This is a genomic window from Streptomyces sp. NPDC001678, from assembly GCF_042892945.1.
GTDB lineage: Bacteria > Actinomycetota > Actinomycetes > Streptomycetales > Streptomycetaceae > Streptomyces.
The window spans coordinates 65,677-81,436 of sequence record NZ_JBIAUP010000005.1 but is presented as its reverse complement, the minus strand read 5'-3'; the positions used below and the strand labels follow the sequence as shown (position 1 = coordinate 81,436).

Annotated in this window: 18 protein-coding genes and 2 pseudogenes; 7 read left to right on the top strand and 13 right to left on the bottom strand. The window is 72.4% G+C overall.

Translation table 11 applies throughout. The annotated features are described in order from the left end of the window. Positions 1-96: 96 nt before the first annotated feature. From ACFYZR_RS12175 to ACFYZR_RS12160, 4 genes are read right to left on the bottom strand one after another with little or no spacing between them, the layout of a single operon-like run. Positions 97-1,659, bottom strand: a complete 1,563-nt coding sequence (locus ACFYZR_RS12175; RefSeq protein WP_391908773.1) for a carboxyl transferase domain-containing protein — start codon at positions 1,657-1,659, stop codon at positions 97-99. A gap of 4 nt (positions 1,660-1,663) precedes the next feature. Next, entirely contained in the window at positions 1,664-2,152 is a 489-nt protein-coding gene (locus ACFYZR_RS12170; RefSeq protein WP_391908770.1) for a DUF402 domain-containing protein, read from the bottom strand. A gap of 41 nt (positions 2,153-2,193) precedes the next feature. Further along, positions 2,194-2,394 (bottom strand): DUF397 domain-containing protein, encoded by a 201-nt coding sequence (locus tag ACFYZR_RS12165; protein WP_391908767.1) that lies wholly within the window; start codon positions 2,392-2,394, stop codon positions 2,194-2,196. Then, positions 2,391-3,185 (bottom strand): helix-turn-helix transcriptional regulator, encoded by a 795-nt coding sequence (locus tag ACFYZR_RS12160; RefSeq protein ID WP_391908764.1) that lies wholly within the window; start codon positions 3,183-3,185, stop codon positions 2,391-2,393. The genes ACFYZR_RS12165 and ACFYZR_RS12160 overlap by 4 nt, the downstream gene beginning before the upstream one ends. A 130-nt stretch (positions 3,186-3,315) precedes the next feature. Here ACFYZR_RS12160 and ACFYZR_RS12155 point away from each other — a divergent pair, with 130 nt between their 5' ends. Continuing rightward, on the top strand, positions 3,316-3,483 hold the full coding sequence (locus tag ACFYZR_RS12155; RefSeq protein ID WP_391908762.1) for a hypothetical protein: 168 nt from the start codon (positions 3,316-3,318) through the stop codon (positions 3,481-3,483). Positions 3,484-3,574: 91 nt separating this feature from the next. Here the strand turns inward: ACFYZR_RS12155 and ACFYZR_RS12150 are convergent, their stop codons facing one another. Continuing rightward, positions 3,575-4,516, bottom strand: a complete 942-nt coding sequence (locus tag ACFYZR_RS12150; protein WP_391908760.1) for a DUF4232 domain-containing protein — start codon at positions 4,514-4,516, stop codon at positions 3,575-3,577. A gap of 80 nt (positions 4,517-4,596) precedes the next feature. Here ACFYZR_RS12150 and ACFYZR_RS12145 point away from each other — a divergent pair, with 80 nt between their 5' ends. From ACFYZR_RS12145 to ACFYZR_RS12125, 5 genes and pseudogenes are all read left to right on the top strand, one after another. Next, a complete protein-coding gene (locus ACFYZR_RS12145) occupies positions 4,597-4,821 on the top strand; it encodes a hypothetical protein (RefSeq protein ID WP_391908757.1) in 225 nt (74 codons plus the stop codon). Between the two features lie 83 nt (positions 4,822-4,904). Continuing rightward, positions 4,905-5,099: a hypothetical protein gene (locus tag ACFYZR_RS12140; RefSeq protein ID WP_391908755.1), complete on the top strand. Its 195-nt coding sequence runs from the start codon at positions 4,905-4,907 to the stop codon at positions 5,097-5,099. Next, complete coding sequence (locus ACFYZR_RS12135; RefSeq protein ID WP_391908753.1) at positions 5,096-5,446, top strand: ArsR/SmtB family transcription factor; 351 nt, start codon at positions 5,096-5,098, stop codon at positions 5,444-5,446. The genes ACFYZR_RS12140 and ACFYZR_RS12135 overlap by 4 nt, the downstream gene beginning before the upstream one ends. Then, positions 5,443-5,754: pseudogene (locus ACFYZR_RS12130) on the top strand (ATP-binding protein); the annotation flags it as partial. The gene ACFYZR_RS12135 and the pseudogene ACFYZR_RS12130, both read left to right, overlap by 4 nt. Positions 5,755-5,858: 104 nt before the next feature. Further along, positions 5,859-5,951: pseudogene (locus ACFYZR_RS12125) on the top strand (hypothetical protein); the annotation flags it as partial. Positions 5,952-5,961: 10 nt separating this feature from the next. Here the strand turns inward: ACFYZR_RS12125 and ACFYZR_RS12120 are convergent. The 5 genes from ACFYZR_RS12120 to ACFYZR_RS12100 form a co-directional block, all read right to left on the bottom strand. Next, entirely contained in the window at positions 5,962-6,333 is a 372-nt protein-coding gene (locus tag ACFYZR_RS12120; RefSeq protein WP_391908750.1) for an anti-sigma factor antagonist, read from the bottom strand. Between the two features lie 62 nt (positions 6,334-6,395). Then, positions 6,396-6,824, bottom strand: a complete 429-nt coding sequence (locus ACFYZR_RS12115; protein WP_391908748.1) for an ATP-binding protein — start codon at positions 6,822-6,824, stop codon at positions 6,396-6,398. Continuing rightward, positions 6,821-7,291 (bottom strand): pyridoxamine 5'-phosphate oxidase family protein, encoded by a 471-nt coding sequence (locus tag ACFYZR_RS12110; protein WP_391908745.1) that lies wholly within the window; start codon positions 7,289-7,291, stop codon positions 6,821-6,823. The genes ACFYZR_RS12115 and ACFYZR_RS12110 overlap by 4 nt, the downstream gene beginning before the upstream one ends. Next, on the bottom strand, positions 7,288-8,964 hold the full coding sequence (locus tag ACFYZR_RS12105) for a SulP family inorganic anion transporter (protein WP_391909762.1): 1,677 nt from the start codon (positions 8,962-8,964) through the stop codon (positions 7,288-7,290). Before ACFYZR_RS12105 ends, ACFYZR_RS12110 begins: the two co-directional genes overlap by 4 nt. Positions 8,965-9,032: 68 nt before the next feature. Next, on the bottom strand, positions 9,033-9,374 hold the full coding sequence (locus ACFYZR_RS12100) for an ArsR/SmtB family transcription factor (protein ID WP_391908742.1): 342 nt from the start codon (positions 9,372-9,374) through the stop codon (positions 9,033-9,035). 160 nt (positions 9,375-9,534) lie between these two features. Here ACFYZR_RS12100 and ACFYZR_RS12095 point away from each other — a divergent pair, with 160 nt between their 5' ends. After that, a complete protein-coding gene (locus ACFYZR_RS12095; protein ID WP_391908740.1) occupies positions 9,535-9,888 on the top strand; it encodes a zinc ribbon domain-containing protein YjdM in 354 nt (117 codons plus the stop codon). A gap of 69 nt (positions 9,889-9,957) precedes the next feature. Here the strand turns inward: ACFYZR_RS12095 and ACFYZR_RS12090 are convergent, their stop codons facing one another. From ACFYZR_RS12090 to ACFYZR_RS12080, 3 genes are all read right to left on the bottom strand, one after another. Further along, a complete protein-coding gene (locus tag ACFYZR_RS12090; RefSeq protein ID WP_391908737.1) occupies positions 9,958-10,854 on the bottom strand; it encodes an esterase/lipase family protein in 897 nt (298 codons plus the stop codon). 183 nt (positions 10,855-11,037) lie between these two features. Beyond that, positions 11,038-12,018, bottom strand: coding sequence for a hypothetical protein (locus ACFYZR_RS12085; protein ID WP_391908735.1), 981 nt, complete (start codon positions 12,016-12,018; stop codon positions 11,038-11,040). A gap of 176 nt (positions 12,019-12,194) precedes the next feature. Next, the gene (locus ACFYZR_RS12080) at positions 12,195-15,683 is read right to left on the bottom strand and encodes a DNA polymerase III subunit alpha (RefSeq protein WP_391908732.1); all 3,489 of its coding nucleotides are present in this window, start codon (positions 15,681-15,683) and stop codon (positions 12,195-12,197) included. Positions 15,684-15,760 lie beyond the last annotated feature (77 nt).

Below are 15,760 nucleotides of genomic sequence, written 5' to 3'. Positions count from 1 at the left end.
CCGCACATCAGTCACGTTCACGAGATCGACCTTAGGTTAGGCAAACCTAACCTTGTCAATTCCCTGCGAATGTGTGCCCGTAATACCCCCTTTGACCTAGGCGTGAAGGACCCCCGCACCCGCGCTACCGAGGCGCCGGTAGCGCGCACGTCGGGCCGTGCGCCGCTCCTGCTCATCACACGCCACCAGAGCAGCCATCTCCCCTCCGATCACCCGGCCGAGAGTCACCAGGAAGTCCCCGCCCTCGGTGGCCTCGGTGGCCTCCTCCTCCACGATGCGGTCCACGATCCCGTTCGCCAAGAGGTCGGCGGAGCGCACCCCTTGCCGCGCGGCGATCTCGTACGCCCGGTCCGTGGTCCGGTAGAGGATCGCCGAGGCGCCCTCGGGCGGCAGCGGGGAGAGCCAGGCGTGCCGGGCCGCCACCACCCGGTCCGCCGGCAGCAGGGCGAGAGCCGCCCCGCCGGCTCCCTGACCCAGCAGCAGACACAGCGTCGGCGCGGGCAGGTTCACCAGGTCGGCGAGACAGCGGGCGATCTCCCCGGCGAGCCCGCCCTCCTCCGCCTCACGGGAGAGCGCGGCCCCCGCGGTGTCCACCACCGTCAGCAACGGAAGGTCCAGTTCCGCCGCGATCCGCATCCCCCGCCGGGCGGCCCGCAGCCCGGCCGGCCCGAGCGCCTGCCCCGCGCTCCGGTCGGGACGGCTGCCCCGGTCGTGCCCGAGGACGACGCACGGGGTCCCGCCGACCCGGGCCAGCGCCAGCAGCAGCCCCGGGTCCCGCTCCCCCGCGCCCGTGCCGCTGAGCGGGGTGACGTCGGTGGCGGCCGTTTGCAGGAACTCCCGTACCCCGGGCCGCCCGGGGCGACGGGAGGCCCGGATGGACTCCTCGGCGGAGGGCACGACGGCCGGGACGGACGGCTCCGGAACGCCACCCTCCGGGCCGGCGGGGGCGGTTGCGTCCGGCCCATCCGCTCCGTCGCACAGCACGGACAGCGCCCGCGCCGCGACCCCCGCCAGGCTCGCGGCCGGGAGCACCGCGTCCACCAGCCCGTTCGCCAGCAGGTTCTCGGAAACCTGCACGCCCGGCGGGAACTCCTCGCCGTACAGCGCCTCGTGGACGCGCGGGCCCAGGAAGCCGATGAGGGCGCCCGGTTCGGCGGCGGTGAGATGGCCGAGCGAACCCCAGGAGGCCAGCACCCCACCGGTCGTGGGGTGCCGCAGATAGACGAGATAGGGCAGCCCGGCGGCCTTGTGGTCGGTGATCGCGGCGGCGACCTTCACCATCTGGAGGAAGGCGATCGTGCCCTCCTGCATCCGGGTGCCGCCCGAGGCCGGCGCCGCCAGCAGCGGCAGCCCCTCCGCCGTCGCCCGCTCCACGGCCCGCACCAGCCGCTCCCCCGCGTCGACCCCGATCGACCCGCCCAGAAACCGGAACTCACAGGCCACCAGCGCCACCCGGCGACCCTTTATCGTCCCCTCGCCGGTGACGACGGACTCGTCGAGCCCGGTCCGCTCCCGCGCGGCGAGCAGATCGGCGCGGTAGTCGGCGTCCTGCGTGGCGAGCGGGACGGGCCGGTCCCAACTGCGCCAGCTGCCGGGGTCGACGACGGCCAGGATGAGGTCGAGAGCGGGAACGGGGGCGGGTCTGCTGTGCTCGGTCATGGCCTCACCCTGCCACGGCGCCCCCGGGCAGGTCTGTGAGCAAACCCGCCTTGGCCAGGCCCTCCAGCTCGTCCAGCGCCCGGAGGGCGGCGTCGGCCGCGCCGGGATCCCGTTCCGCCAGCCCACTGGCGGCAAATTCGTCCTCGTCGAGGCGGAGAATGGCGGTCTCGTCGGCCGATACCCATAGGTCGAGGTCGAGGTCCTCGACGACGATCCCGTCCGGCCCGACGGCGGCCGGGCGGGTGACGTCGCAGTACCACCCCTTGAGCGTGCCGCCGCCGTCCCGCACCTCCTTGACGGCGTACCAGCGGTCACGCCAGTAGTGCTCGGTGAAGACGTCGCCCTCTTCGAAGCGGACGAACCCGAAGTCCCGCGCGGACGTTCCGGCCCAGGCCGCGCGGACGACGACGTGCGTGCCGTCGTCGGTCAGGACCTCCGCCGGATAGCGCACCTTGATGCGGCCTGCCTTGAGGAGGGAAACGGTCGTGTTCATGATCGCAGCGTCTCCCGGGCCGTCGGCCGGACGCCAGTGAATTACCGGAGGGCCCTGGTGAACGCCGCCCAGGCGGCGGGGGTGAAGGCGAGCGCCGAACCCTGCGGGTTCTTGCTGTCCCGGACAGGGACGATGCCGCTGCCCGCGAGGTTGCGGGCGAACTCGACGCACTGGCCCTCGTTACCTGCGCTGTAACTGGACTTGGTCCATTCCGCCCCCGAGAGGGCGCGTATGTGTGTCATGCGTTCCATTCCTCCATGGCTTTGCGGATCAGCGTCAATGACGCGTCCGGGGAGAGCGCGTCGGCACGCAGCCGATCGAAGGCTTCCTTGGCGTCGGCGACTGCCGCAGGCGAGTCGAAGACCTGGCCAGCGACGAGGTCCTCCTGGTAGAGCACGTCGGGTTCGTCGGCGGCGAACTGCAGGAGAGTGAAAGGGACGTGCCACGCCGGTGCGCCCGACGCATACGGGAACACCTGAAGCGTTACATCCTGCCTCCTGAGGAGATGGAGCAGTTGCTCCGTCATGACCTGCGGGCTGCCGATCATGTGCCGTAGGCACGACTCGTCGAGGACGACCCATAGCAACGGTGGCTTGTCCACCTCCATGATCCGCCGCCGCTTGAACCGTCGGGCGACCCTCTCGGCAGTCGTGTCCAGGTCGTCTCGTGGGTGTGCCTTGCGGAAGATCGCGTGTGCGTAGTCTTCCGTCTGCAGCAAGCCCATGATGAAGGTCGAGCTGTAGTCGAGGATCGTGGTGGCCCTCTGCTCCAGCTTCACGTACGGCACGAACCAGTCGGGATACCCCCGCTGCGCGGCCCGCTTCCGCAAGCGCGCGAACGTACCCGGCGTACCGAACACGACGTCACACGCGTCGGCGAACTCCGGGCTGGCGAGCCGCTCCCCCGCCTCCACCTTCGCCACGTACTGCTGCCCGTACTGCGCCTCCTTCCCCAGCTCCCGCTGACTCATGTCCTTCTCCGTGCGCCAGGCCCGCACCTCGGTCCCGAAGTAGGCCGCACCGCTCTCCGCCATCCCACCTTCACCCCAAACCCTTTGGCGTGGCTCCAGACCTGTTGAGCGTAGGCACGAGGCGCAACGCTGGAAGCGCAAGCAGCGAACATCGCTCGCGTGAGTGAGCGACCGTCTAACAAGGGTTTGCTTCATGCCCCATACCCCCGAACAGGTCAGCGAAGCCCACACGCGCAAGCGGTGCGAGGAGTGTCAGCGCATCAAGGGCGAGTACTACGCCGCGTGCCACACGGGCGACCGTGAACGTGCCGCGTACTGGGCGACCACGATGGGCCGGCACCAGAGGCAGGCCCACGCGTGAGCCTGCGTTTCTGTGCGCACCCGGCGGAGAGCCGGAGCGAGACGCGCGGCGTCATGACATGCGGCAACTGCGGGGTGCGCCGCTTCAGCGACTACGCGGCCCTGCTCTGGGACGAGCCGCCACCGCCCTTAGCCGCACCCACGACCAGGGCGAGGGGCCTGACGCCCTCACGCTGGGGTGTCTCCTTCTTCCATGGGCCGACACCGAGTTTTCCCGTGGTGCCGAGGTCGAGTTCCGGCGCCACCGTCATCGGCTGAGCCCCGGGCTTGGCCTCGACCCTCACGTAAGGGACGTTCACAGCGTCGCCGGCGCCGGTGGTATTGCGCCACATCAGACCGGCGGACGCGGTCTCGCCCGGCTTCAGGACCACCGGCCGAGGCGGCTCGTCGAAAGCCTTCATGGTGGCGATATCACCGCTGCCGTGCAGGATCCCGACGCCGGAGACCGGTTTCCTGTCCTCGTCCAGCAGCCCGAGGAGCGGGTACCCCTCGACGGTGTAGGGGCGGGTCCCGCAGTTCTCCAGGTGAAGTCCCAGGACGCGGAGGCCCATGGCGGCGTCGCCCTCGTCGGCCGTGACGCGGACCCCGGAAGGAGGGCACGCGCCGGTCCCGTCCGGCGCTTCGGCCGAGGGGACGCGCCGGACCTTGCCGACCCGTACCCGCCCCGGAGTATGTGTGCGGACGGTGTCCTTCACGGTCCGGCCGGGGCCGACCGAGAACACCGTCTGTCGCTCGTTCGTCATCACCCCGCCGGAGTCGGAGAGGACCTCGAAGGTGATGGTGTACGTGAACGGTTCGGTGTCGCGGTTGGTGACCTCGAAGTCGGCCGAGGCCGCCTGTCCACTACTGCCGATACTGCCGGTGATCCTGACACCGTCCTTCTCGGGGCCGCTGGGCACGGCGGTCCGTCCCTCACCGCCGCCCGCCGGACGGACGCCTTCCGGACGGGCGCTCTCCGATCCGCACGCCGTCAGGAGCACGGCGCTCGCAAAAACGGCGGATACGACACAAGGCGTGGCGATACGTATACGCATCCGGCCACCCCATCAAGCACCGGACCATTTGGGCAAGCGGCCCGGAGGCGTCCCGGCCCGTCCGGGCGCAGGCTGGGAGTATGTCCAGACCCGCACGGATCATCGTCCACCCCCCGCTGGCGTCGGGCGGCCGGCAGGTGACGATCGGAACGGAGTTCCTCGGGGTGGCTTATGGGCTCGCCGATGTGCTCGAGTTCCTCGGCCATGCCGGCCTGGACATGAACGACCTACGGCTGGAGGATCCCGGCCTGGTCGAATGGCGTGAGGGAGGGCCCGGCGTCTGGTCCCGGTCCGAGGACGCGTAGGCACGGAGCACAGACAGCCCGGAGCCTTTGCGCGGTAGACTTGAAGAGTTCTTCAATTCACCAGTTGCCGTAATGGTCAAGACGTGTCGGGCGTGGAGGTCTGGGTGGGCGGGTTCGTCGAGGCGGCGCGGATTCGGGTGCGCGAGGCGCGGTCGGCTCTCGATGCCGCGAGGGAGGCCGGGGACGTGTACGCGATGGCTGTGGCCGAGGAGGAGTTGGAGGACGCGCTGCGTATCGCCGAGGCGCACGGCGTGGACACGGAGGACGAGCGGTCATGAGGGCGCCGGTTCCGCTGTATCAGGCGAAGGCCGAGTTCTTCCGGATGCTGGGACACCCGGTCCGGATCCGTGTGCTGGAGCTGCTCCAGGACGGGCCGCAGCCCGTACGCGATCTGCTGACCGCGATCGAGATCGAGCCGTCCAGCCTCTCCCAGCAACTGGCGGTACTGCGCCGCTCCGGCATCGTGACCTCCACCCGCACCGGCTCCACCGTCGTCTACGAACTCGCCGGCGGCGACGTCGCCGACCTGATGTCCGCCGCACGCCGCATCCTCACCGAAATGCTCACCGGACAGAACGAGCTCCTCGAAGAACTCCTCGGAGCCGAGGCGGAGGCATCGCGGTGAAGTGGCGTCGCAGGCGCACGCTGCCGGTAGCGGCGTGCGAGAGCACTTCTTCGCCCGTATGGCGGCGCATCCTGACGGTTCCGCTGGTCCCGGAAGCGGTGCGGCAGGCACGGCGCGATACGACGACGGCGCTCTCGGAGTACGGGCTCCACCCGAACACCGCCTTCGCGGGAGCCGTCCTGCTCGTGGTGAGCGAACTGGTCGCCAACGCCGTCCGGCACGCCGCCGTCCAGTCCCCCACGGCGGATGTGACCATCGCGATCGGGGCCGGTCAGCTCGTCGTCGGCGTGGCGGACCAGGACCCACGCCTGCCCGATCTGTCCCCGGAGGTGGTGGGGGACGGCCTGCGGACCGTCGCCGACCTGGCCGCCGCCTACGACGGCATGTTGAGCGTGGAACCCGCCGTGCACGGCTGCGGCAAAGTCGTACTGGTCCGCTTCTGTGTCCCCGAGGACCTGGACAGGTCGCCCTGCGGGTCCTGGTCTACGCCTTCGTCACCCACCTCGTAGCGGGCTTCATCCGGCTGCTGCTCCACCTCGGCCGTCCGCACCCACCCGGTGGGCGGCCAGAGCGGCGGTCAGATCGGGGTGCACCGGTATGGGCCGCTGGTCCGCGTCGGGGACGAGGGAGCCGTCGGCGGGAATCGCGGCGAGCTCCAAGGGCCGGTCGTGCGCGGCGAGGCGGACGGCGGCCTCGGCGATGGCGGCCTGGCCTTCGGCCGACCAGCCCTTGAGCTCGGTCAGGTCGAGGATGACGGGTCCGGTGCCGCGCTCGGCGACCCAGCCGATGGCGCCGCCGAAGCGGTCCGCCGCTTGCACGCCGAGATGGCCGGAGATCGACAGGACGCCCGCGGCCGGGTAGTCGGTGTAGCGCCATTCGATGGTCATGGTGTTCCTCGCGGTGTTCTCTCCGGCGGTCTCCGGCGGCAGGACGCCGGTCCCGGTGCCGGTCAGGTGGGCAGGGTGATCCAGATGTTCTTGCCGCCGCCGTCGCCGTCGGCCAGCACGGTGCAGGAACCGCCCAGTTCCGTCAGGAACTCGGCGACGACGGCGAGTCCGCCGGGGCTCTCGGTGAAACGCGCCGGGTCGGGCCGGTACGGGTGCCGGTCGTGGACGGCGAAGTCGAGCAGGCCGGTACGGACCGCGTAGACGACGGTCAGCTGTGGGGAGGTGCGGGCGGCGTGGCGGACGCCGTTGAGGACCAGCTCGCTCAGCATCAGCAGTGCCGGTCCCATGACGCGGTGGCCGGGGTCGATGCCCCAGGAGGCGTACGTCGCCTCGGCCGTGCGGCGGGCCAGGGACACCGACGCGGGGACCGCCGGGCAAGTGAGCACGTGCCGGTACGGCAGGACCGCGAGCCGCTTCACCGGGCCTGTCACCGGGCCTGCGGCCTCCGGGCGGCGCCACGGGCGGCGCCGGAGGTCGTGCCGGTCGTCTCGGTGGAGTGGGTGAAGCGGAAGCCGGTCGTGGTCTGCGGATGGATGCGCAGGAGCGTGTCGTGGGGGCCGTGCGCCCAGCCGGGGAGGGTGCGGCGGTAGTGGGCGGCCTCGTCCGGGTCGGTGATGACCTCGGCGAGGCCGCCTGTCGTCACGGCCCAGCCGGTGCCGGTGTTGGGGTGGATGTAGTCGCAGTGGTAGGTGACGCCGACCCGGCCGAAGAGCGCGGCACTGGGGGCCGGGGTGCGGACGATCAGCCGCCCGTACTCCACGACGTGGGCGGCGGGACGCACGGCGAGCGCGTCCCGCTGCTCGTAGACCATGCGGCCCTGGGAGATTCCGCCGAGCAGGTACCAGGCTTCCTCGCCGGAGACCTCGAACATGCGGCGAAGGGGTGGAGAGGTGGTCAACGGGAGGGCTCCTCGGTGATCACGGGCACAGGACGGACGGGTGGGCTCTGGGCCGGGACGGACAGGACGCCGGCACCGTGCAGATGGGCACGGGCTGCCGCGATGGCCTCGGGAGTGGCGGCGTAGTCGTCTCCCGTGGTGGCCCTGAGGAGGCCGAGTGCGCCGACGGAGTCGAGCACCTGGCGCTGGCCGGGGCGTATGCCGGAGGCCAGGACGGTGATGCCGCGCCGGTTCAGCTTGGTCACCGCGTCCTTCAGGACCAGGGCGCCGGTGGCGTCCATGGTCGTCACCCGCGACATGCGCAGGATCACCACGCGTACGTCCGCGACCTCCGAGAGTTCCAGCAGGAAGCGGTGGGCGGCGGCGAAGAACAGCGGTCCGTCGATGCGGTACGCCACGATGTGCTCCGCCAGCAGCGCGTGCTCCTCGGCGCTGTGGTCGCCGGGCAGGTCGGCCTTCAGGGGGACCTGGTCCAGGCGGGCCTGCTTGGCCACCGCCCGCAGCGCCAGCGCGCCCGCCACCAGCAGACCTATGATCACGGCGTACACCAGGTCCAGGGCCACGGTGGCGACGGCGGTCAGGATCAGCACCAGGCCGTCGGAGCGGGTGGCGCGGGCCATGGCCCGCAGGCTGCCCACCTCCACCATGCGGACGGCGGTGGCGATCAGTACGCCGGCGAGGGCGGCCAGCGGAATGCGGGAGACCAGCGGGGCCGCCGCGAAGACGATGACCGCGAGGACAGCGGCATGGGTGAGGGCCGCCAGCCGCGTCGTCGCGCCCGTACGGACGTTGACCGCGGTCCGGGCTATCGCACCGGTGGCCGGGACACCGCCGAACAGCGGGGCGGCGAGGTTGGCCAGTCCCTGTCCGAACAGTTCCTTGTCGGGATCGTGCTTCTGCCCGACGGTCATGCCGTCCGCGACGGACGCCGACAGCAACGACTCCAGGGCCGCCAGGGCCGCCACCGCCACGGCGGGCGCGAGCAGCGACCCGAGGGCGCCGAGGTCGAGGAAGGACAGGGAGGGCGCGGGAAGCCCCGAGGGCAGATCCCCGATGGGACGAGCGGCCTCCAGGTGACAGCCCTGGGCCACGACGGTGGCTCCGATCACGGCGATGATCGAGAACGGGACCGTCGGCCGCCACCGCGCGCCGGTCAGCATGACGGCGGCCACCGCCGCGGCGAGGGCGAGGGCGGTCCAGTCGGGGGCCTTCACGAATGCCTCGACGGCTCGCCAGCTCACCGCCAGGACCTTGTCGCCCTCCGGTTTGGCCACGCCCAGTGCGTTCGGCATCTGCTGCAGGCCGATCACACAGGCGATTCCGAGGGTGAAGCCCTCCACCACCGGGGCCGGCACGTACTGCATATAGCGTCCGGCACGAGCGAGGGCGAGCGCGATCAGCATCAGTCCCGCGAGCAGACCGACCGTGAGGACGCCGCCGGGCCCGTGCTGGGCGACGATCGGCACCAGCACCACGGTCATCGCGCCCGTGGGCCCGGAGACCTGAAGGTTCGACCCGCCGAATATCGCGGCCAGCGCACCGGCCACCACCGCGGTGGCCAGCCCGGCCTCCGCGCCCAGACCGGAGGAGACCCCGAAGCCGAGCGCCAGTGGCAGCGCCACGATCGCCACGGTGAGCCCCGCCAGCAGATCACGGCGCGGGCTGCGGCCCATGACCGCCAGGTCGGCGCGGGCGGGCAGCACGGAACGCACCCGGGCCCACGCCCGGACGACGGGAGAACTCACCGGGCCCCGACCTCGGCGTCCCGCAGCTCCTCCAGCAGCTCGTTCTGTCCGGTGAGCATTTCGGTGAGGATGCGGCGTGCGGCGGACATCAGGTCGGCGACGTCGCCGCCGGCGAGTTCGTAGACGACGGTGGAGCCGGTGCGGGTGGAGGTCACGATGCCCGAGCGGCGCAGTACGGCCAGTTGCTGGGAGAGGCTGGAGGGCTCGATCTCGATCGCGGCCAGCAGATCGCGTACGGGCTGCGGCCCGTCCTGGAGCAGCTCCAGCACACGGATGCGGACCGGATGCCCGAGCATCCGGAAGAACTCGGCCTTCGCCTGATACAGCGGAACCGGCATGGAACCAACCTCCAGCCTCTCGCGTCACCCGGCCTCCGACGCGGAGGCGGCGTCTGATGCTGTGCCCGCGGCTACCTGCGGGCACAGCGAAGCCATCATGTAGCGAATTGCAAAGTTTTGCAATTCGTCATCCTTGCGGGCCTCGCCATAGACTGTCCTGGTGAACGAGAACCTCCCCCCTTGCCCCGAGTGCTCCGGCGCCTACACCTACGAGATGGGCGCGCTGCTGGTCTGCCCCGAATGCGGCCACGAGTGGACGCCCGCCCCCGCCGAGTCCGCGGGCGGTGCGGAGGAGGGCGTGATCCGGGACTCGGTCGGCAACGTCCTCGCCGACGGCGACACGGTCACCGTCGTCAAGACCCTGAAGGTCAAGGGCCACCCGACCGGCATCAAGGCGGGCACCAAGGTGCGCAACATCCGCCTCGTGGAGGGCGTGGCCGGGCACGACATCGACTGCAAGATCGAGGGCTTCGGCGCCATGCAGCTCAAGTCGAGTGTGGTCAAGAAGGCCTGACCCCGTACGCCGGAACGGGGCCGGGGGCCGCACGCGAGTGCGGCCCCCGGGGATACGGATCGGTGCGGGTCAGCTGAGCATCGACGCGCAGGTGGCCGGAGTGGCGTGCGCGGGATCGAGGGCGTTGACGGCCTCGTGGAAGGCGACGCGGTCGATGGTGCCGAGCGTCAGGTGCATGGAGATGTCGACCGGGCAGAGGTCCTGCACCAGCACGTTGCGGACGTTCGGGCCGTCGAGGAACCCGGACCGGTAGGGAGTGACGACCTCGTCGTAGCGGGTCGCGATGACGGTGTAGCGGACGCCGGGGACGGTGTCGCCGCCCTCGTTGAGCTTCTTCATGAAGTCCGAGCCGACGACCTGGTCGGTCAGGCCGGCGGCGGTGCCGCTGATGATGCCCCGGGCACCCGGGACGACGTCCAGGAGCTTGGCGATCCCGGACAGGGTGGTGCCGTGGTTGTTGGGCGCTATGCCGACCAGGGCGTTGACCTTGGGCGCGCCGCCCAGGAACTTCAGGTAGTAGCGCGGCAGCATGCCGCCCTGCGAGTGGCCGACGATGTCGACCTTGGCCGCACCGGTGACCGCCAGCACCTTGTCGACGTACGCCGCCAGTTCCCCGGCGGACTTCTCGGCCGGGCCCAGGCCGTACATGGCGGGGATGCCGGGGATCTTGCCGTAGTCGAACGAGAAGACGCAGTAGCCGCGCGCGGTCAGATAGGGCGCGAAGGACCACCAGTTGTTGGTGCCGTTCTCCAGCGTGCCGTGGACGAGGACGACGGGGCGGGGGTGGGCGGCGGACGGCCGGCACGACTCGTCGTTCCAGCCGCTGCTGACGGTGGAGGCGGCGGCCGGGGACGCGGAGGCCGTGGCGGCGGACGCGGCGGTGGGCATCGCGACCGCGGCCACGGCCAGGCCGAGCGCGGGCAGCAGGGATCTGACCGTTCTCCAGATGCTGCGACGCTGCTTCATCTGAACTCCTCGCGGATGGGGGGTTTTGGGTACGCCGAACAGCGCCGGCAACAGCTGTTACGGGCGTGTGAAAAAGTCGTTAACTTACTTGCGGGTAGATTGCGGGCGATCTTTGCTTGCGTCAAGCAAAATCACAAAGATCGCGACGATTTGCTCAGGTCACGCCACGTCTCATGCCGCGTCTCACGCCACGTCTCGTGCCACATCCAGGGCCGCGGCGGGGCCCACCACTCCCGGGCCGAAGAGCGCCCGCGCCCGGTCGACCACGGCCTCGACGCGCCGGGCCTTCTCGTCGGCGGGATCGAACGACAACTGGTGCGCGGCGGCGTGGCCGTCGCGCAGCCGCTCCGCGCGCAGCGCCACGGACCGCACCCTGGCCCGCTGGAGGGCGAGCGCGGCGTGCAGCGCGTACGCCGCGGCGATCAGGTCGGGTGAGTGCGCGGTCGGTTCGGCGAAGGACTTGGCGCGGGTGCTCGACGAGCCGTCCGCGTAGCGGACGGTGAGCTTCAGCCCCTGGGCGACCTGGCCGCTCCCCCGCAGCCGGGCGCCCAGCCCGTCGGCGAGCGCGAGCAGCGCGCGGCGCCGGTGGCCGGGGTCCAGCTCGTCGGTGGCGAAGCGGTGTTCCGCCCCCATCGACCGCGCCCGGGCGTCCGGGGTGACGGGCGTCGGGTCGATGCCGCGCGCCCGCTCGTGGACCCGCCGTCCGGCGGCCGAGCCGAGGATCCGCTCCAGGGTGGGCAGCGGCGCCTCGGCGACCCGGCCGACGCTGTCGAGCCCGTACGCGCAGAGGGCACGGGCGGTGGCGGGCCCCACGCCGGGCAGCGCGGCGACCGGCTTGCGGGCCAGGAAGGCGGCGACGGCGTCCGGGGCGGGGAGCGCACGGACGGCGCCGGGCGGGCCGTCCCTCGCGACCATCCGCGCGAGGGTGGGGTTGGCCGCGATACCGACGGTGCAGTCGGCGCCGTATCGCGCGAGGGCGCGCACCCGCAGCAGGACGGCCAGCTCCGCTGGGGGATGGCCGAAGTAGCGGGACGCTCCGCGTACGTCCATGAGCGCGGCATCCGGAGGCACGGCCTCCACCACGGGGGTCATCTCGGCGAGGAGGGCGAGGAGTCCGTCGTACGTCTCCTCTCCGAGGGATCCATCGGCCGGGTGGAAGTGCACGTACAGGACGGTTGTCGGGCCGGTGCGGGCCGGTGGTCCGGTTGTGCCCACCCGTCCCGCCCAGCGGGACGATTGCCCACAACCGGGCGGGGGTCCGGGGGCGGAGCCCCCCACGCGGCGGAGCCGCATATCGGCTGAGCCGGGAAGGGGCGGGACTGGGGAAAGCCAACGCTCGGTCATCGGCCCGCACTCCCAGAACTCGCGTGCCACAACTTCCGCCCCGTGGGCACCCCTTCACCCGCGGGCTGCAGATCCGCCCACGGGTGCATGGCATAGCCGGTGGACAACCGGATGCGCCGGTCAACCGGAGCCACCGGCGCAGCCGGCGCGGCGAGGACCGCCGCCACCGCCCCCAACCCGCCCTCCGCCCGGAGCCCCGCCAGCTCCGCCAGGTCCCACGCCGCCGCCCCCACCACGCTGAGGCTGCGCGGTCCGCGTCGCTGGACCACGCCGCGGACGAGCAGCAGCCAGGAGTGGAAGACGACGTGCGCGCACGCCGCGTGGCTGTCGTCGAAGAAGGCGCAGTCGACCAGGCCGGTGCCGTCGTCGAGGGTGGTGAAGATGACCCGTCGCCCCGACCGCACCGGAGGTGTCTGCGTGGCGGCCTTGGCGCCCGCGACCAGGACGGTCTCGCCGTGGCGGGCGTCGCGCAGCCGGTGGGCCGGGATCGCGCCCAGCTCGGCCAGGAAGGCGCGGTGATCGGTCATCAGGTGGCGGGAGGCGTCCATGCCGAGCACGGACAACTCGGCGCCGAGCCGTTCGGCCGCGTCCAGGTCGGGCAGGCCGGCGGGCTCGGTCCGGGCGCTGTCGATCAGCGTGGGCTGGGCGGCGGGCACCCGCCGTCCGTGGCGGAGTCCGCGGTGGAGCTCGGCGATGTGCAGCAGCAGGTCACGGCGGTTGGTGCCGAAGGCGTCCAGCGCCCCGACCCGCGCCAGCCGTTCGGCCACGGGCCGCCTGGGGCGGGCACGCTGCCACAGGTCCTGGAGCGAGGTGTACGGGCGCCCGTCGGCGATCCGGCGGGCCTCGGCCTCGCCGATGCCCTGTACGTCGGAGAGTGCGAGCCGGATCCCGAAGACCCCATCGGACCCGGACTCAGGCACCAGTTCGATCGAATAGGCCGTTCCCGAGCGGTTGACGTCCAGCGGCAGGATCGGCACCCCGCGCCGCCGCGCGTCGGCGAGCAGCAGCCGCTTGGGGTACATCCCGGGGTCGTGGGTGAGCAGCCCGGCGTAGAAGGCCGCCGGGTGGTGGGCCTTGAGCCAGGCCGACTGGTAGGTCGGCACGGCGAAGGCCACGGCGTGCGCCTTGCAGAAGCCGTAGCTGCCGAACGCCTCGACGATCTCCCAAGTGCGGCGGACGGCGTCCGGCGCGTAGCCGCGCGCCGCCGCCCGCTCCGTGAACCAGGCCCGTACCCGGCCCAGCAGCGCCGGGTTCGACAGGGCGCGGCGGGTCTCGTCGGCGAAGCCCCGGTCGCAACCGGTCATGATCCGCAGGATCTCGATGATCTGCTCGTGGAAGACGACCACGCCGTGGGTCTCGGCCAGCGCCTCCTTCAGGTCCGGGTGGGGGTAGCGCGCGGGGGCGCGGCCGTGGCGGGCCTCGATGAAGGGCCGGACCATGTCGGCGGCGACCGGGCCGGGCCGGAAGAGCGAGATGTCGACGACGAGGTCGTGGAAGGTCGAGGGCTGCAGCCGTCCGATCAGGTCCCGCTGGCCCGGCGACTCGATCTGGAAGCAGCCGAGGGTCTCGGTGGAGCGGATCAGCTCGTACGTCCTGCGGTCGCCGGGCGGCACCTGCGCGGGGTCGTCGAGGTCGAGGCGGCGCCCGGTGGCCCGTTCGAGCTCCCCGACGGCGTGCGCCATGGCGGACTGCATCCGCACGCCCAGCACGTCGAGTTTGAGCAGGCCCAGGTCCTCCACGTCGTCCTTGTCGAACTGCGACATCGCGAACCCCTCGCCGCTGGTGGGCACGACGGGGGTGCGGGCGCGCAGCGAGGCGTCCGAGAGCAGCACCCCGCACGGGTGCATGGCGACACCGCGCGGCAGCCCGTCCAGCGCCTCGACCAGCTCCCACAGCCGGCCGTGGTCCTCGGCGGCCACGGCGCGCAGCTCGGGCAGTTCGGCGAGCGCGGCGCGGGCGTCCCGGGCGCGGATGTGCGGGAAGGACTTGGCGAGCCGGTCGACGACGGCCGGGGCCATGCCGAGGGCGGCGCCCACGTCCCGTACGGCGTGGCGGACGCGGTAGGTCTCGGGCATGGCGACGGTGGCGACGCGCTCCGCGCCGAAGCGGTCGAAGATCGCGCGGTAGACCTCCAGGCGGCGGGCGGATTCGACGTCGATGTCGATGTCGGGGAGCGCGGTCCGCCGCGTGGACAGGAAGCGCTCCATCAGCAGGCCGTGTTCGACGGGGTCGGCGTGGGCGATGCCGAGGAGGTGGTTGACGAGGGAGCCCGCGCCGGAGCCCCGGGCCGTGACCCGGATGCCCAGGGCGCGGGTGTCGTCGACGACCTGGGCGACAGTGAGGAAGTACGAGGCGAGGCCGCGCTGTTCGACGGTGCGCAGCTCGTCCTCCAGCCGGTCCCAGTAGCGGCGGTCGCGGTCGTATCCGCGCAGCACCAAGGCGGCGGCGCAGCGGGAGCGCAGCACCCGGGCGGAGGTGCGGGGGCCAGTGCCGACGAGGTGGGGCTCGGGGAAGTGGACGGAGCCCAGGCCCAGGTGGTCCCGGGGGTCGACGAGGCACTCGGCCGCGGTCTCCTCGGTCGTGGCGAGCAGCCGGTGCGCGGCGTCCCGGCGGAGCCCTGCGGCCTCCGCGATCCGGGTGGCGACGGCCGTCATGGCGGCCGGGTCCTTGAGCCAGCGTTCGCCGCTGTCGAGGGTCTCGGGCCGGCGGCGGTCGATGGGCACCAGCCGGCGGGCGGCGTCGAGGACGTCGGCGACGGGCCCCTGGCCGGGGTCGGCGTAGCGGACGGCGTTGCTGAGGACGGCGCGTACGCCCTGGTCGGCGGCGAAGCCGACGGTGCGGGCGGCGAGCCGCAGTGAGCCGGGGCCGGTGCCGGGGCCGGTGCGGCCGTGCCAGACGGCCTCCAGCCGCAGCCCGTCACCGAACATTTCGCGCCAGGGCCGCAGCAGTAGTGCGGCGCGGTCGGGGCGTCCGGCGGCGAGCGCGCGGCCGATCTCGGAGTCCGGTCCGAGCAGGACGGTCAGCGGGGCGCGGATCCCGGCGCCGGCGCGGGCCAGCTCCTCCCGGGGCACCTCGGGCCGCTCGGCGCCGCTCGCGTGGGCGGCGGAGACCAGCCCGCACAGCGCGGCCCAGGCGGGGGCGCCGTCGCGGGCGAGGAAGACCGCGCGGGGCGCGGACTCGTCGACGAAGGCGCCGCCGCGGTCGGGGGCGCGGTGGCGCACGGTGGGGCCGTCGGCGGGCGGTGGCGCGGAGACGGCCAGGTCCACGCCGAACAGCGGGCGCACCCCTGCTTTGGCCGCGGCCTTGGCGAACCGGATCGCGCCGGCGAGGCTGTCGCGGTCGGTGAGGGCGAGGGCGTCCATGCCGCGCTCGGCGGCCCGTTCGGCCAGCCGCTCGGGGTGTGCGGCCCCGTAGCGTGCCGAGAAGCCGGACGCGACGCGCAGGTGTGTGAACCCGGGGGCCCGGGTCGCCCGGAACGCCGCCATCGCACCTCCTGCCGCTCGCGTTCACCCTCCCCTTGGCCGATTCTTTTCGCCCCTCCTGTCTCCACCATAAACCAACT

Bases quoted from the DNA above. Each gene is read 5' to 3' on its own strand.
- ACFYZR_RS12175 (WP_391908773.1), bottom strand. From the start codon at position 1,659: ATGACCGAGCACAGCAGACCCGCCCCCGTTCCCGCTCTCGACCTCATC.
- ACFYZR_RS12170 (WP_391908770.1), bottom strand. From the start codon at position 2,152: ATGAACACGACCGTTTCCCTCCTCAAGGCAGGCCGCATCAAGGTGCGC.
- ACFYZR_RS12165 (WP_391908767.1), bottom strand. From the start codon at position 2,394: ATGACACACATACGCGCCCTCTCGGGGGCGGAATGGACCAAGTCCAGT.
- ACFYZR_RS12160 (WP_391908764.1), bottom strand. From the start codon at position 3,185: ATGGCGGAGAGCGGTGCGGCCTACTTCGGGACCGAGGTGCGGGCCTGG.
- ACFYZR_RS12155 (WP_391908762.1), top strand. From the start codon at position 3,316: ATGCCCCATACCCCCGAACAGGTCAGCGAAGCCCACACGCGCAAGCGG.
- ACFYZR_RS12150 (WP_391908760.1), bottom strand. From the start codon at position 4,516: ATGCGTATACGTATCGCCACGCCTTGTGTCGTATCCGCCGTTTTTGCG.
- ACFYZR_RS12145 (WP_391908757.1), top strand. From the start codon at position 4,597: ATGTCCAGACCCGCACGGATCATCGTCCACCCCCCGCTGGCGTCGGGC.
- ACFYZR_RS12135 (WP_391908753.1), top strand. From the start codon at position 5,096: ATGAGGGCGCCGGTTCCGCTGTATCAGGCGAAGGCCGAGTTCTTCCGG.
- ACFYZR_RS12120 (WP_391908750.1), bottom strand. From the start codon at position 6,333: ATGACCATCGAATGGCGCTACACCGACTACCCGGCCGCGGGCGTCCTG.
- ACFYZR_RS12105 (WP_391909762.1), bottom strand. From the start codon at position 8,964: ATGGGCCGCAGCCCGCGCCGTGATCTGCTGGCGGGGCTCACCGTGGCG.
- ACFYZR_RS12100 (WP_391908742.1), bottom strand. From the start codon at position 9,374: ATGCCGGTTCCGCTGTATCAGGCGAAGGCCGAGTTCTTCCGGATGCTC.
- ACFYZR_RS12090 (WP_391908737.1), bottom strand. From the start codon at position 10,854: ATGAAGCAGCGTCGCAGCATCTGGAGAACGGTCAGATCCCTGCTGCCC.
- ACFYZR_RS12080 (WP_391908732.1), bottom strand. From the start codon at position 15,683: ATGGCGGCGTTCCGGGCGACCCGGGCCCCCGGGTTCACACACCTGCGC.